The sequence below is a fragment of the Streptomyces sp. NBC_00158 genome, from assembly GCF_045160885.1.
GTDB lineage: Bacteria > Actinomycetota > Actinomycetes > Streptomycetales > Streptomycetaceae > Streptomyces.
This window is the reverse complement of record NZ_CP108163.1, coordinates 24,495-38,365: the sequence shown is the minus strand read 5'-3', so window position 1 is coordinate 38,365 and position 13,871 is coordinate 24,495. Positions and strand designations below refer to the sequence as shown.

The window sequence follows — 13,871 nt, the reverse complement described above, 5'->3', positions numbered from 1 at the left end:
ATGCGGCGGCCGTCAGGGGGTGCGCCGGTCGTCAGTGGCCCGTGGGCGGGGAGGTCCCGTCAGGGGGCCCCGAACCAGCGTTCGAGCGCCATCGGCAGGTCGTGGTGGCTGCCGGGCGCGGCCCATGCCACGTACCCGTCGGGCCGGATCAGCAGGGCGGTGGTGTCGTGCAGTCCGTCGGCCCCGGACGCCGCCCCGCGCGGGCGGGCGGTGACGGTGTCGACCCGTTCCGCCCAGGCCGCGGCGCGCTGGCGCAGCCGGGGGTTGTCCGCCAGGTCGAGGAGCACCCCGCGGGCGGGGTGCAGCAGTTCGGTGCTGGAGGTGGGGCCGTCGGGGCCGGTGAGCTCCAGGTCCGGCATGCGCCGGCCGAGCAGCGGGTGGCTGCCGCGGCCCACGTCGTAGGTGATCTCCAGGCCGGTGACCATGGCGGCGAGGTGCCGGGCGACGTCCTCGTACGCCATGAGGTCGCGGAGGGAGTCGCGCAGCGGCTGTACCTCCGCGCCGCTGAGGAACAGCAGTCCCTGGGCCCGGGTGTTCATCAGCAGCCGCCGGCCGACGGGGTGGCGTTCGCCGTGGTAGGTGTCGAGCAGGCCGAGCGGGGCCCGGCCGAGTACGACGGAGGCGAGCTTCCAGCCGAGGTTGACGGCGTCCTGGATGCCGGTGTTCATGCCCTGGCCGCCGGCGGGCAGGTGGATGTGCGCGGCGTCGCCCGCCAGCAGCACGCGCCCGCGCCGGTATTCGGTGACCTGCCGGGCCGCGTCGCCGAAGGCGCTGACCCAGACGGGTTCGGCGGCCGAGATGTCCTCGCCGGTGAGCCGCTGCCAGGCGGCGGCGACCTCATCGAAGTCGGGCGGGCTCTCGCGGCGGCGCGGCGGGGTGCCGCGTTCGCAGACCACGATGCGGGTGGTGCCGCCGGGCAGCGGGCCCACCATGACCATGCCGCCGGGCAGGGTTTCGCCGATCATCCTGGGCTTGAGCTCGATGCCCTTGATGTCCGCGAGGTACATCTCCATGGTGGCCGCCGTGCCGGGGAAGTCGAAGCCGGCCGCCTTGCGCACGGTGCTGCGGCCGCCGTCGCAGCCGACCAGCCAGCCGGTGCGCAGGGTGTGCGTCCCGTCGGGGCCGCGGACCTCGACGTCGACGCCCTCGCCGTCGTCGCGCACGGAGAGCACCTCGTGGCCGCGCCGGATGTCGGCGCCGAGGGAGGTGGCCCACTCCTCCAGGTGCGTCTCGGTGACGGACTGCGGCACGGTCTTGGCGGCCTGGCAGGCGCCGTCGAGGACGCCGAAGTCCAGCGGCAGCCCGCCGAAGTGGCCGAAGGTGCTGCGTTCGATCTCGCCGAAGCGCGGGAGCAGGCCGCGCTGGTCGAAGGTCTCCAGCGTGCGCGTGGTGAAGCCGAGCCCGCGGGATTCGCCCGTACGCCGGTCAAGGCGTTCGAGGACGACTACGGCGACTCCCGCCAGCCGCAGTTCGCCGGCGAGCATCATGCCCGCGGGACCCGCGCCGACGACGATCACTGGGGCGTCCATCACGTCTCCTTGAGTTCAACCTCCGGAGACAGTGCACCGGATCTTGACTACAAGGTTCTTCGGCCGCGAGCGGCCGTTCAATGGCGCTGGATTCAGGAGTAGGTCAGGTTCCACAAGGCCCGGTCCGGTGCGTCGGACGGCGGAAAAGGGAATGTCAAACACCGGTCAGACGGCTGGATCCGGACCCTGCCGGAGGCCGTGCTGACCGGTGCGGAGTGCTGCTGGGGCTCGCGCAGCGCGTACGGGGACGAAAGGTTCAGGCCCGCGCGGCCTCCCGGCGGGCGAAGCAGTCCCGTACGTCGTTCTCGTTGTAGTACGTGCGCCCCGCGCGGTTGCGGCGGCGCCAGCGCTCCTCGCTCGCCAGCCGGTAGACGGTGCCCGTGGGCGTGTGCCACAGCTGCGAGATGTCGGCGGCGGTCAGCCAGCGCTCGGTGGCCGGCGCGGCCGTGGCACCGGGTTCCCGCGCGGAGTCCATGGAGCGGCTGAGCGCGCTCCACTGGTCGCTGGTCCAGCGGTGTTCCGGGTCGGCGGCGCACACGATGGCCGGCCCGTCGGCGCGGGCCCCGGCGCGCACCGCGAGGGTGAGGGCGCCGCCGCAGCCGGACTCGGGGCAGTCGCCGAGGCGGATGCTGCGGGCCGGGTCCGGGAAGGCGGCGCGGCGGCCGGCCCGTACCAGCCGGGCTATCTCCCCGGTGGCCTCGCCGACGGCGGAGTGGGCCGCGAGCCAGTCGGCGTTGCGCAGCAGGAAGGCGGTGAGCGCGGCGACGGTGCGCGGCGGTGAGGTGAAGCCGCGCTGCTGGGCGACGAGCCCGCTCCAGGAGCCGAGTACGGAGACCATCCCGGCCCGTACGTCGGCGGCGGCCGCGTTGAAGGGGAGGCCGGGGAGTTCTCCCCCGGTGGTGCGCTCGCGCAGGCTGCCGGGTGCCGCGCCGCCGAGGACCCGGCCGCACTCCTCGTAGAGGTGCGCGAGTTCGGCGAGGCCCGCGGTGAAGTGCTCGCGGCAGGGCCGGCAGAGCCGGCTGCCGTCGGTCGTGCGCCTGCGGGCCCGTCCGTCCGCGTGTCCGGTGCGGCAGCCCTCCCCGTGGCACAGCGCCGTCACTGCCATGCTCGTTCCCCCTCGGCTCGCTTCGTGCTCGGCGGTCGTCCTCGCGCGGCTCGGCGCGGGGACGGGTTCAGGCGCCCTGGCCGAACCGGAAACCGACGCCCCGGATCGTGATGATCCAGCCGGCGCCGATCTTGTTGCGGAGCGTGCTCACGTGCGTGTCCACGGTCCGCCGGGACCAGGAGTCGCCCCAGACCTGCTGCATCAGCATCTTGCGCGGGATGACGGTGTCGGGATGGGACGCGAGGAGGTAGAGCATGTCGAACTCCTTGCGCGTGGTCTCGACGGGCTCCCCGTTCAACATCACCTCGCGCGTGCCCGCGTCGATCCGCAGCGGACCGCAGGTGATGGTGGCCGCGACGGGGCGGGTCGGCCGCGCCCGGCGCATGACCGCCTCCATCCGCGCCATCAGCTCGCGGAACCCGTACGGCTTGACCAGGTAGTCGTCCGCGCCCGCCTGCAGTCCGAGGACCCGGTCCAGTTCGCTGCCGCGGGCGGTGACCGCGATCACCGGGATCTCGTGGGCGGCGCGGATGCCGCGGCAGACCTCCAGGCCGTCCAGGTCGGGGAGTTCCAGGTCGAGCAGGACGAGGTCGGCGTCGGCGTAGCAGCGAAGGGCCTCGCTGCCGGTGGCGACGATCTCGACCTCGTGTCCGTGGCGGCGCAGGCCGCGTGCGAGCGTCTCCGCCTCGATCGTGTTGCTCTCCACGATGAGGATCCGCCACAGGGCCGACTGGGTCGGCGCGTGCTGTGGCGCTCTGAGCCCCTCGGCCGGCAGGAACCCCCCGTTCACGCCCGCGGCGCCTGTGTGAGGTTCCAGTACAGCAATGGTCCGCTGGTTCATCTGCCCCCCTCCCTCAAGCTCGGTTGAGCCAACGTCAACGAAGATACAAACCGCTTCGTCGGTTTGTCAAAGCCCGCAAACCCTGGCAAGGCCTTCGAAAAAAGGACCAAATCGGGCCACCAGATGGCGCCGATCACCGGCAAACCAGCCAGGAAGGAGCACCTCAGCGCCATTCCCATACCAACGGCGCGGTTTAATAATGGAAGGAAACTGATACAGGAGCTATGCGTGATGAAACAAGAACGCGCTGTCCGGACCCGTCATGCACTGATTGAGTCAGCCGCGACCGTCTTTGGACGGCGCGGCTACGCAGAGGCGACTCTGAGCATGATCAGCGTCGGTGCCGGGGTGAGTCCGGGCGCGCTGCACTTCCACTTCGAGAACAAGGCGGCGGTCGCCGAGGCCGTCGAGGCCGCCGGGGCCGAGGCCCTGCGCGCTGCCGCCCGCGAGGTGTACGTACAGCGCACGTCCGCCCTCCAGGCCCTGGCCGACAGCTCCCAGGCCCTCGCCGGGCTGCTCCTGCGGGACGTCGTGGCACGGGCGGGTTTCCGGCTGGGCAGGGAGCCGGCGTACGCGTCCTCGTGCGCCCTGCCCCGTGAGTGGCACGAGTACGTCCACCGGCTGCTCGCGGAGGCCAACGGGGAGGGCACCCTGCTGCCCGGCCTCAACCACCGCAGCGTGGCGGCGACGGTGGTGGCGGCGACGCTCGGCTTCGAGGCGCTGGGCCGCGACGACCCGCAGTGGCTCGCGCCGCGCACCCTGGCGGGGTTCTGGCGGGTGGTGATGCCCTGTCTGGCCGTGCCCGCCACCCTGCGCGAGCTGGACACCGCCGGACGGGGGAGCTGAGCAGCACGGCGGCCCGCCACCGCGGGGGGACACGGTGGCGGGCCGCCGCCAGGGGGAAGGCCGAAGGGGCCGAAGCGGCCGGGGAAGCCGGGGGAGGCTCCGGACACCTCAAACGGAGCGCAGGGTCCTGACCGGGTCCCCCGCGTACCGCGTCGCCGGCTCCAGCACTGCCCGGATCTCGCGCCCGATCACCTCGCGCACGTACCGCCGCGCCTGCGCCGGCTCGGTGCCGGGACCCCGTCCCAGCGCCCGCTCGTCCAGCAGCACGTCGTGCCGGCAGGACACCGTGACCCCGGACGCGTCCGGCTCCACGCACCACTCGCCGGCGTGCGCCGCGAGCAGGGGGTGCGGCCGGGTCCGCTTGAAGACGATCCGTCCGGCCGCCGGGAAGCACACCCGTAACGCCTCGCTCGGGTAGGCGGAGCCGTCGTCGGCCAGGTTGACCAGCCGGGTGCGCTGCACGCCGGGCCGGTCCTCGGACACCTCCGCCTCCAGCACGTGCGCGACCCGGCCGGGCCAGGAGTCGACGCCGTACAGGAACTCGTACACCGGCTCGGCCGGGCCCTCGATCCGTACGGACTCCTCGAAGGACACCATGAGTTCGTCGAGCCGCCGCCAGCGCTCGGCCGCGGTCCGCAGCCCGGCCAGCGCGGCCCGCGCACCCTCCTCCGCCCGCGCCACGGCCCGTTCGGCCTCCGCGGCCCGGCCGCCGTCGAGGGTGAGTTCCCGTTCCAGGATCAGCCGCGACCAGCCGGGGGCCAGTTCCGCCACGGTCCAGCTGCCGCCCGAGGCGGCGACGGGCGCGTCGGGGCGCTCCTCCTGGAAGAGGACGCGCCGCCCGCCGGCGTCCAGGGTCCGCCGCACGAGCGAGCGCCGCAGTTCCCCGCCGGTGTCGGCCCAGCGGACGTACCGGTCGGCGCGGCCGTCGAAGTCCAGCCGCTCGACGTGGACGGTGTCCGGCAGGAACAGCGGCCACTGGGTGACGTCGGCCACCAGGGTGTACAGGGCTCCGGCGGGCGCGGCCGCGTCGGCCGCGCATGACATCCGGTGCACTCGCTCGACAGACATCGGACACCTCTCTCAACGCTTGGCGCAGAGCCTGTCGGCGTCCGCCGGAGTCCGCGTCGAACGCCGCTGGAGCCTCAGACGACGGCTCGGCTGCCCAGCGCGTCGTTGACCAGTTCGAGGAAGAGCCGCGGGGTGTCGCCCAGTTCGAGGATCTCCCCGGCGAGCAGGACGTCGAACTTCCGCTCGATCGACCCTATGGTCTGCAAGATGGAGAGGCTGTCGTAGCCGAGTTCGATCCAGTACAGGTCCTGGACTTCCTCGGTCAGCTCGACGCAGTCCTCCTCGCCGCCCCAGATCCGCAGGATGCGGGTGAGGTCGGCGAGTTCCAGCCGGACCGTGGCTTGCATGGTTTGCCTCTCTCCTCGTCCGCCGGCGCAGCGGCTCATACCGGGTCGCCAGGAGCCTGACCGCCCGCTCTGGAGAACCCCTCACGCCGGGAACGAGCCCCGCTCGAGCCGCCGCGCCTCCCCTCCGTGACCTGCGGCCTACGCCGCGTACAGGTCGAAGGTGGAGCTGCGGCGCGGTCCGGCGACCACGTCGAGCGCCGGGTCCACCCGCAGCATCGCCTGGTGCAGGCGCTGCAGCTGCTGCGAGGGCTCGACGCCGAGCTCCCCGATCAGCCGGGCCCGGAGCCTGCGGTAGACGTCGAGGGCGGTGGCCTGCCGGCCCGAACGGTACAGCGCGACCATGGCCTGCGAGTGCAGCCCCTCGTGCTGCGGGTTGCGGGCCATCAGCTCGGTGAGCTCGGCGAGCAGTTCGGTGTGCCGGCCGAGGCGCAGGTCGACGTCGATGCGCCGCTCGGTGGTGACGAGCCGGCTCTCCGCCAGCCGCAGCACCTCGATCTCCAGGATCGGGCCGACCCGCACGTCGACCAGCGCGGGTCCCTGCCACAGGTCGAGCGCCTTGCGCAGCAGGTCGGCGGCGCGCTCGTCGTCACCGTCGTCGAAGGCGTTCTGCCCGGCGGCGACGAGGGCCTCGTACTCGTGGACGTCCACCGACTCCTGCGGGATCTGGAGCAGGTAGCCGCCGTGCCGGGTGGCGAGCACGTCCTTGGCGGTGCCGGGTGCCCCCGGCCCCATCGCCGTGCCGAGCCTGCGGCGCAGCTGGAGGATGTACGTCTGCAGGGTGGTGAGCGCGCTTTCGGGCAGGTTCGTCCCCCAGATCTCCTCCATGAGGGTCGGTACGGGCATCACCCGGCCCGGGTAGAGCGCGAGAAGCGCCAGGATCTGACGCGGCTTGCCCGCCGTAGGAACGATCGATGCCCCGTTGACCTCGGCACTCAACGGACCCAGAACCTGAATCTTCACGGTCTCCCGTCTCCCCTCCATATTTCGTCGAGATACTCTCGGTTATCAGTATTCGACCCGACGACGGTAAGCCAGCCCAGGGCAACATCACCGGGCGCTCTAGCCGACGTCGAGCGGACCTCCGAAACAGGCGAACAGACGGCGGATTCGAAAGACAGGATTCCGATTGGACGCAAACCCCGTGCTCAGACCGCTGATCGAGCTCGTCGTCTTTGTTCCGATCACCGTTGATGAAAACTAAATCTCAGGTCTTCCCCAGCAGTTTCTTAAATCCCTGTACAGCATTTACCGGATGATCATCCGAATACCGGGATCAGCCGACCCGGGCGAGCCTCTTGCGGGCGGTCTCCGGGGATTCGGCGGCTCCGGCCTCGGGGCCGCTCATGAGGATCGAGCGCTGGAGGCTGCGCAGGGCGGCCGAGGGCTCGATGCCGAGCTCGCGCACGAGCGTGGAACGCAGCCGCTGGTAGACGCTGAGCGCCTCGCCGCGCCGGCCGGAGCGGTGCAGGGCGAGCATGAACTGCCCGTGCAGGTTCTCGTGGATCCGGTAGCGGCTGGCCAGAACGGTCAGTTCCGCGAGCAACTCCCGGTGCCGGCCGAGCCGCAGGTCGGCCTCGATGCGCTGGTCGAGCGCGCACAGCCGGGTCTCCTCCAGGCGGCGCGTCTCCATGTCCAGCTGCACCCCGCCGTCGACGTCGGCGAACGCCGGGCCCGACCACAGGGCGAGCGCCTCCCGCAGGAGCCGCGCGGCGCCCGGGAAGTCCGCGGCGTCCATGGCCCGGTAGCCCATCCCCGCCAGCCGGTCGAACTCGCGCACGTCGCTGGTACCGCCGCCGCTGTTGAGCATGTAGCCGCCGGGCAGCGTCACGAGGACGTCCTTCGCGGTGCGCGTCCCGTCGGTCCCCTCCAGCGCGGTGCCGATGAGACCGCGCAGCTGGAGCACGTAGGTCTGCAGGGTGGTACGGGCGCTGCGCGGCGGCTCCGTGCCCCACAGCTCCTCGATCAGCGCGGCCACGGGCACGACCTGGTCGGCGTGGAGCGCGAGCAGCGCCAGCACCTGCCGGGGCTTGGCCGCCGTCGGCGTGATGGAGACCCCGTTCTCCCGAACGGTCAGTGCACCCAGTACATCGATGTCCACGCCGTACTCCCCTGCTTCGTCCTTGGATGAGCTCTCGACTTTCGCTGGAACGAGCAAAAAACAGACGAGCCGGTTTGTCAATACCAAACCGGCTGTACCGTTTCTTGCCGACCCGAGTCCCTTGAGGAATCCCGGAACGGGCCTCTAGCTGCACCTTTGCCTGGAAGCGGAAGGCTTGATGCACCTCTCTCGCCGCCACAGGAAGGCAGGGAGACGGCTAGAGAGGACCGATATCGGCCAACAAACGGCCGAAAACAGGCCCCTTGGTCGGCCCTCGTCCCCGCGCCCCGAACCCCGTCTACCTGGAGTTCAAACCGTCGACCCCGTCTCGACGCGGCACTTGGAGGGGCATTACAAACCGCTTTAGCGGTTTGCTGAAGAGCGTTCACACTTGGCAAGCGGCGGAGCCGGGCCGGAAGCGGACTCGAACGTCGCTCAAGACGAAGGGGAATGGCTCCCACCGGGTCCCGTCCACAAGACTCGGCCCCGGCCGGAACCCGGCAAACAGAAGGCCGGCCCACCGTCCCGCCCATCCCCTGACGCCGGTCCGCCCGACGGCGGACCGACCACCCGCCCCCCCGGGCGCCGGGACTCCGACGCTTCGGAGCCGAGCGGCGGAAGCACCCGAAACGTTTCACCCCGGCAAACCGCGAACGCACGGGGCGAACGGACGGAGTCGCGCCGGCACCGCGCGGGAGCGCATCAGCCGGTCACCCCCACCGCACGGAGCGCCGAACGGCGGAACCCTCCCGGACGGCACCATCCCTGCGGCGGCCGGTGCCGGGCGCTTCCGCAGCGGAGCCCGTCACCCTTCGGGGACCGGCGGGAGATCGCGACGAACGGCCCGCCGCCCCGCGGACCGCAAAGCGATCTTCCGATGCGAATAGACGGCCTTCCGGGCCGGGCGCAGCCCTGCTGCCGACCGCCGGCTCAAGAACCACTCTCGGCCCGGTTGAGCTGCTTCCGGCCGGGTGGCAGAGATTCGATGTCGCCCCAACGGCGTGGAACTGGGGAAACGGTGCGACGGAGGTTTGGCCGGAATACACACCTCCGCATATTTCCCGGGCAAGGGTGATGCTCCCCCTGGATAAAAAACCGGTTGGTATATATTTTTCTCGCAGGTCACACCTGTAACTCGCCAGCGCTGTCTAGGGGGAACAATGAGCGCGAGCACGTTTCATGTCGAGCGCACTCCGACCTACGACCCGATGTTGCGGGCCGCACTCTCTCCACTCGGACGGAGCGGTTTCGGCTCCCCGTCGGTCAAGGCCACCGTCCCGAAGGAACTGGTACACCGGGTATCCGCCGCCGAAGTCTTCCTGACCGACTGGCAGCGTCACGACGACACCCACTTCTCGGTCACCGCGCAGTGGCCCGACGACCACGGCTTCTTCACGCACGTCACCGGAGACCACCACGATCCGCTCATATGCGTCGAGACGATCCGGCAGCTCGGGATCCTGCTGGGGCACGCCGAGTTCGGTCTGCCCCTCGGTCACCAGTACCTGATGTGGGAGCTCAGCATCATCATCCACCAGCCGGAGCAGCTCAGGATCCGGCAGGCTCCGACGTCCCTCGACATCGACGTCACCTTCACCGAGGTCAAGCGCCGGGCCGGGAAGCTGAGCAAGATCGTCTACGAGGTCGCGGTCCGTCGTGACGGGCACCTCGTCGCGACGGGGCGGGCCTGCTCCACCTGCACCAGCCCCGCGGTCTACGAGCGCCTGCGGCCCCCGCACGCCCTGCAGGCCGACCACCGTCCGCTGCCCCTGACGGCTCCCGTCGCACCGCAGCGCGTGGGACGGCTGTCCCCGACCGACGTGGTCCTGTCCCCGACCGCCGAGCCGAACCGCTGGCAGCTGAGGGTGGACACCCTCCACCCGGTCCTGTTCGACCACCCGCTCGACCACGTACCGGGCATGCTCCTCGTGGAGGGCGCGCGACAGGCCGCGGCCGCCACCCTCGGACGTTCGGACTTCCTGCCGCTCGGCATCGACAGCGACTTCAAGCGGTACGTCGAGTTCGACGTACCGTGCGTGATCGAGGCGGAGCGCCTGTACTCGGACACGCCCGGAGCGGACGAGGCGGTGCGGGTGACGGGCCACCAGAACGGCGACATCGCCTTCACCGCGATCGTCACGGCGGCCGCGTACTCCTGACCGAGCGCTGCTCAGGCCCTCCTTCCCGGCCGAGGCGTACCCGGCGCCACCACCGGGGCATGGCTCGGCCCGGCTCGCCCCGGCCGACGGCGCGCGCCGTCGGCCGGCCGAACGGATCCGGCCCTTCTCACCCTCCCGGCAACCCGTCCCGGCGCGCCGCCCCCACCACCCGGCGCGGCGGAAGCCAGCAGGTCACCCGCAGGCCGGCGGGCCCTTCTCGGACAGGGCCTTTTCGGCCGTGTCCCTCCCGGAAACCGTCTCCCACCTCCCTCCTCGCCACACGTCCGCGCGGCATCAAGGTTGGCTGGACCGTCACCCGCTGTAAGATACGTACGGGACGGGCGGTTTGCGCAAGGGCTTCCGACCCAGGGAGGAAGGAGCCACCATGGCTGAGCAAGTCCAGCAGGTCCGAGCCATCCGCACGCGTCAGGCGATCCTGTCCGCGGCGGCCAAGATCTTCGAGGAGCGGGGGTACCAGGCGGCCACCATCTCCGAGATCCTCGCTGCGGCCGGGGTGACCAAGGGGGCCTTGTACTTCCACTTCCAGTCGAAGGAGGACCTGGCACACGGCGTCCTCAGCTCCCAGAACCAGAACCTCTCCATCCCCGGCCGGTCGACCATGATCCAGGAGATCGTGGACATGATGATGCTCCACACCTACCGGCTCCAGACCGATCCCATGGTCCGTGCGAGCGTGCGGCTGGCCATGGACCAGCTGGCGCGCGGCCTCGACCGCAGCGGCCCGTGGCTCGCCTGGGTCACTCCCATCGTGGAACGGTTGGAGAAGGCCCAGAGCCGGGGCGAGCTGCTCCCCCACGTCAGCCCGACCGAGACCGCCGATGTCCTCGTGGGGACATACGCCGGCATCCAGTCCATGTCGCAGGCCCTCACCGACTACCAGGACCTCGTGCTCCGGGTGACCGCGCTCCTGCGTCACATTCTGCCCAGCATCGTGCAGGCCTCGGTCCTCGCCTCCGTGGACATCTCCGAGAGCCGGGCGGTGAGTGTCTACAACGACGCCGTGAGGTACTCCCAGGAAAACGAAGCGGATGAGGCTGCGAAGGCCACCGCCTGACCTTCCCGCGGCCCCTGGTACGCGCCGGCCGCGGATCGGTGCCGGGGCTGCGGTCCGCATGTCCGGGACTGCACCGGCCCCCACTTCCCACATCGCCCGCGCTCCTTTGCCGACCCTTAAAATATACCGCGCGTCCCGTTCTTTTCAACCCGTTCGGACGTCGGGTACTAGGCTTCTCGGATGATCAGCCCATCCCTCCGCCTGGTGCCGGTGACCCCGGACAACTTCGAAGCGGTGACCGCCGTCCGCGTCCGCCCCGACCAGGAGCACCTCGTCGAGTCCGTCGCCCAGTCCCTCGCCGAGGCCTACGTCCACGGCGAGCCCGCCTGGCCCCGCGCCATCCTCGACGGCGACGAGGTCGTCGGCTTCGTCATGGCCTTCCTGGACATCGTCTGGAACCCGGCGAAGGACCCGGAGCACCGCCGCTCCGGCATCTGGCGCCTGAACATCGCCGCCGAGCACCAGGGCAAGGGCTACGGCCGCTTCGCCGTGGAGGCCGTCACGCAGGAGATCCGCCGCCGCGGCGGGTCCCGGGCGTACGTCACCTGGCACGACGGCGACGACAGCCCGGCGCCCTTCTACCTCGGCCTCGGCTTCCGCCCCACGGGCGAGTTCAGCGGCCCCCAGCCGGTGGCCGTCCTCGAACTGGCGTAACGCCCGCCCGTGCCAGGGGGTGTCCCCCTAACCCAGCACCACGGTGCCGGGCACCCCCGGCACGGTGGCCGCTCCCGCGCCCTCCCGGTACTGCTGCGGGCTCATCCCCCGCACCCGCTTGAAGGCCGCCGACAGCGCGAACGCGCTCCCGTAGCCGACCCGGCGGGCCACCGTCGCCACCGTGGCGTCCGGCTCGCGCAGCAGGTCGGCGGCCAGGGCCAGCCGCCACCCCGTCAGGTAGGCGACCGGAGGCTCCCCGACCAGCTCGGTGAAGCGCCGGGCCAGCGCGGCCCGCGACACCCCGGCCCGGCGCGCCAGTTCCTCCACGGTCCACCCGTGCGCGGGGTCCTCGTGCAGCAGCCGCAGCGCCGCCCCGACGACCGGGTCGCCCTGGGCGCGGTGCCAGGCCGGCGCCCCCGAGCCGGGTGCTGCGAGCCAGGCCCGCAGCACCCCGATGAGCAGCAGGTCCAGCAGCCGGTCCAGTACGAGCTCCTGCCCCGGCTCGTCACGGGCCACCTCCGAGGCCAGCAGCGCGATCAGGGTGGCGTCGGCCGCCCGCACCGGCCGCACCAGCACCGAGGGCAGCGCGCCCAGCAGCCGCCGCCCGATCTCGCTCGGCGCCTGGTAGGTCCCGCTGAGCAGCACCACCGAGCCGGCGCCCTCCCGCGACGGGCCCCAGGTCCGCACCCCGAGCGAGAACCGTTCGGTGACGTCCTCGCCCTGCGCGCTGCACCGCTGGTCGGGGCCGATCCTGACACCCACCGGGGTGTCCGACGAGTCGGCGAGCGTGTAGGGCACGGGCCCCCGTACCACCGCCACGTCGCCCGGCCCGATCCGCACGGCCTCCCCGTCGTCGGGCAGCAGCCACGCCGATCCCCGCACGAGCGTCATCACCGACAGCGGGGCCCGGTCCTCGACCCGCATGGCCCACGGCGGGTCGAAGACGGACTTCATCAGGAAGGCACTGCGGGCCCTTGGCCCTTCGAGGAGACCGGTCAGCGTGTCCATGACCTCATCCTCGGACGTCCCAGACCCCGCTCGCCGCCGCTTCGCGCGCGTAGTCGGCGAAATCCCTGGCCGGGCGGCCCAGCACCTCCTCGACCCCGTGCACCAGGTGCGCGTTGCGCCCGTCCGAGATCAGGGTGAACAGGTCGGCGAACTCCTCCGGGAGGCCGTGCTCGCGCAGCACCGCCCGGTACTGCGCGTCCGTGACCGGGACGTACGCGATCTCGCGCCCGGTCGCCTTCGACAGCTCGGCGGCCACCTCCGCGAAGCCGAGCAGCCGCGGCCCGGAGAGCTCGTACGTCCTGCCGACGTGCCGGTCGTCGGTGAGCGCGGCCACGACCACGTCCGCGATGTCGTCGGCGTCGACGAAGGCCTCCACCGCGTCCCCGACCGGCAGGGCGATCTCGCCGGAGAGCACGGAGTCCAGGAAGAAGTACTCGTCGAAGTTCTGGTTGAACCAGCTGGCGCGTACGACGGTCCAGTCGGCCCCGGAGTCCTTCAGCCGGTCCTCGGCGGTCCGGGCCGCTTCCTCCCCGCGTCCGGACAGCAGCACCAGGCGCCGCGTCCCGGCGGCGACGGCGGCCTCGGCGAAGGCGCCGATGCGGTCGGCGGCCCCGGGGAAGGCCAGGTCGGGGTGGTAGGTGACGTACGCGCGGTCCACGCCCTCCAGCGCGGGGCCCCAGGTCCCGGGCCGGTCCCAGTCGAAGGCCGGCCGGCCGGTGCGGGAGCCGATCCGCACCGCGCGCCCCCGGGCCTCCAGCCGCTCGGCGACCCGCCGGCCCGTCTTGCCGTTGCCCCCGATGACGAGGGTGACCGTGCCCGTGTTCTGCGTCTCGTTCGTGTTCTTCGTCATGACACCCAGTCAAGCCCCGTCCGGCGAGACACGACATGGCTCAGACGCTCCCCCGCATAAGCGAGCGTCTACTTCTCCGTGAGGGTGTGCTTGACCAGGGCGTTGGCGTGGCCGTGGCCGATCCCGTGCTCGGTCTTCAGCCACGAGACCAGCTCCATGTGCTTGGTCAGCGGGGAGGAGCGGATGAGTTCCACCCATTCCGCCACCGGGCGGCCGTACTTCTCCTCGATCGAGGGGAAGTAGCTCGCGGGGCCCTTCACCGGCTGCTCGCTCATGTCGTGTCGCTCCTTG

The 13,871-nt window shown here is 71.6% G+C and carries 14 protein-coding genes; 4 read left to right on the top strand and 10 right to left on the bottom strand.

Annotated elements, in window-relative coordinates; genetic code table 11:
- Positions 1-59: 59 nt before the first annotated feature.
- The 3 genes from OG553_RS37650 to OG553_RS37640 form a co-directional block, all read right to left on the bottom strand.
- Positions 60-1,529, bottom strand: a complete 1,470-nt coding sequence (locus OG553_RS37650) for an FAD-dependent monooxygenase (RefSeq protein ID WP_331719173.1) — start codon at positions 1,527-1,529, stop codon at positions 60-62.
- A gap of 256 nt (positions 1,530-1,785) precedes the next feature.
- Entirely contained in the window at positions 1,786-2,634 is an 849-nt protein-coding gene (locus OG553_RS37645; protein WP_331719172.1) for a hypothetical protein, read from the bottom strand.
- Between the two features lie 67 nt (positions 2,635-2,701).
- A complete protein-coding gene (locus tag OG553_RS37640; protein WP_331719171.1) occupies positions 2,702-3,475 on the bottom strand; it encodes a response regulator transcription factor in 774 nt (257 codons plus the stop codon).
- 231 nt (positions 3,476-3,706) lie between these two features.
- Here OG553_RS37640 and OG553_RS37635 point away from each other — a divergent pair, with 231 nt between their 5' ends.
- Positions 3,707-4,321 carry a ScbR family autoregulator-binding transcription factor gene (locus OG553_RS37635; protein ID WP_405983265.1) on the top strand — a complete coding sequence of 205 codons (615 nt, stop codon included), beginning with the start codon at positions 3,707-3,709 and terminating at the stop codon, positions 4,319-4,321.
- A 108-nt stretch (positions 4,322-4,429) separates the two neighbouring features.
- Here the strand turns inward: OG553_RS37635 and OG553_RS37630 are convergent, their stop codons facing one another.
- The 4 genes from OG553_RS37630 to OG553_RS37615 form a co-directional block, all read right to left on the bottom strand.
- Positions 4,430-5,389, bottom strand: coding sequence for an SRPBCC family protein (locus OG553_RS37630; protein ID WP_405983264.1), 960 nt, complete (start codon positions 5,387-5,389; stop codon positions 4,430-4,432).
- A gap of 74 nt (positions 5,390-5,463) precedes the next feature.
- Positions 5,464-5,736: an actinorhodin polyketide synthase gene (locus OG553_RS37625; protein WP_331719168.1), complete on the bottom strand. Its 273-nt coding sequence runs from the start codon at positions 5,734-5,736 to the stop codon at positions 5,464-5,466.
- 138 nt (positions 5,737-5,874) lie between these two features.
- Positions 5,875-6,696 (bottom strand): AfsR/SARP family transcriptional regulator, encoded by an 822-nt coding sequence (locus OG553_RS37620; protein ID WP_331719167.1) that lies wholly within the window; start codon positions 6,694-6,696, stop codon positions 5,875-5,877.
- A 313-nt stretch (positions 6,697-7,009) separates the two neighbouring features.
- Positions 7,010-7,834 carry an AfsR/SARP family transcriptional regulator gene (locus OG553_RS37615; RefSeq protein ID WP_331719381.1) on the bottom strand — a complete coding sequence of 275 codons (825 nt, stop codon included), beginning with the start codon at positions 7,832-7,834 and terminating at the stop codon, positions 7,010-7,012.
- 1,160 nt (positions 7,835-8,994) lie between these two features.
- On the opposite strand from OG553_RS37615, the gene OG553_RS37610 reads away from it, so the two are divergent.
- The 3 genes from OG553_RS37610 (at position 8,995) to OG553_RS37600 (ending at position 11,722) form a co-directional block, all read left to right on the top strand.
- A complete protein-coding gene (locus tag OG553_RS37610) occupies positions 8,995-9,993 on the top strand; it encodes a ScbA/BarX family gamma-butyrolactone biosynthesis protein (RefSeq protein WP_331719166.1) in 999 nt (332 codons plus the stop codon).
- 385 nt (positions 9,994-10,378) lie between these two features.
- Positions 10,379-11,068: a ScbR family autoregulator-binding transcription factor gene (locus OG553_RS37605; RefSeq protein ID WP_331719165.1), complete on the top strand. Its 690-nt coding sequence runs from the start codon at positions 10,379-10,381 to the stop codon at positions 11,066-11,068.
- Between the two features lie 180 nt (positions 11,069-11,248).
- Complete coding sequence (locus OG553_RS37600) at positions 11,249-11,722, top strand: GNAT family N-acetyltransferase (RefSeq protein ID WP_331719164.1); 474 nt, start codon at positions 11,249-11,251, stop codon at positions 11,720-11,722.
- Between the two features lie 27 nt (positions 11,723-11,749).
- Here OG553_RS37600 and OG553_RS37595 read toward each other — a convergent pair whose 3' ends face one another.
- The 3 genes from OG553_RS37595 to OG553_RS37585 all read right to left on the bottom strand — a co-directional run bounded on the left by OG553_RS37595 (position 11,750) and on the right by OG553_RS37585 (position 13,855).
- A complete protein-coding gene (locus OG553_RS37595) occupies positions 11,750-12,730 on the bottom strand; it encodes an AraC family transcriptional regulator (protein WP_331719163.1) in 981 nt (326 codons plus the stop codon).
- A gap of 4 nt (positions 12,731-12,734) precedes the next feature.
- Entirely contained in the window at positions 12,735-13,580 is an 846-nt protein-coding gene (locus tag OG553_RS37590; protein ID WP_331719162.1) for an NAD(P)H-binding protein, read from the bottom strand.
- Positions 13,581-13,648: 68 nt separating this feature from the next.
- On the bottom strand, positions 13,649-13,855 hold the full coding sequence (locus OG553_RS37585; RefSeq protein WP_331719161.1) for a DUF4287 domain-containing protein: 207 nt from the start codon (positions 13,853-13,855) through the stop codon (positions 13,649-13,651).
- Between the last annotated feature and the right edge of the window lie 16 nt (positions 13,856-13,871).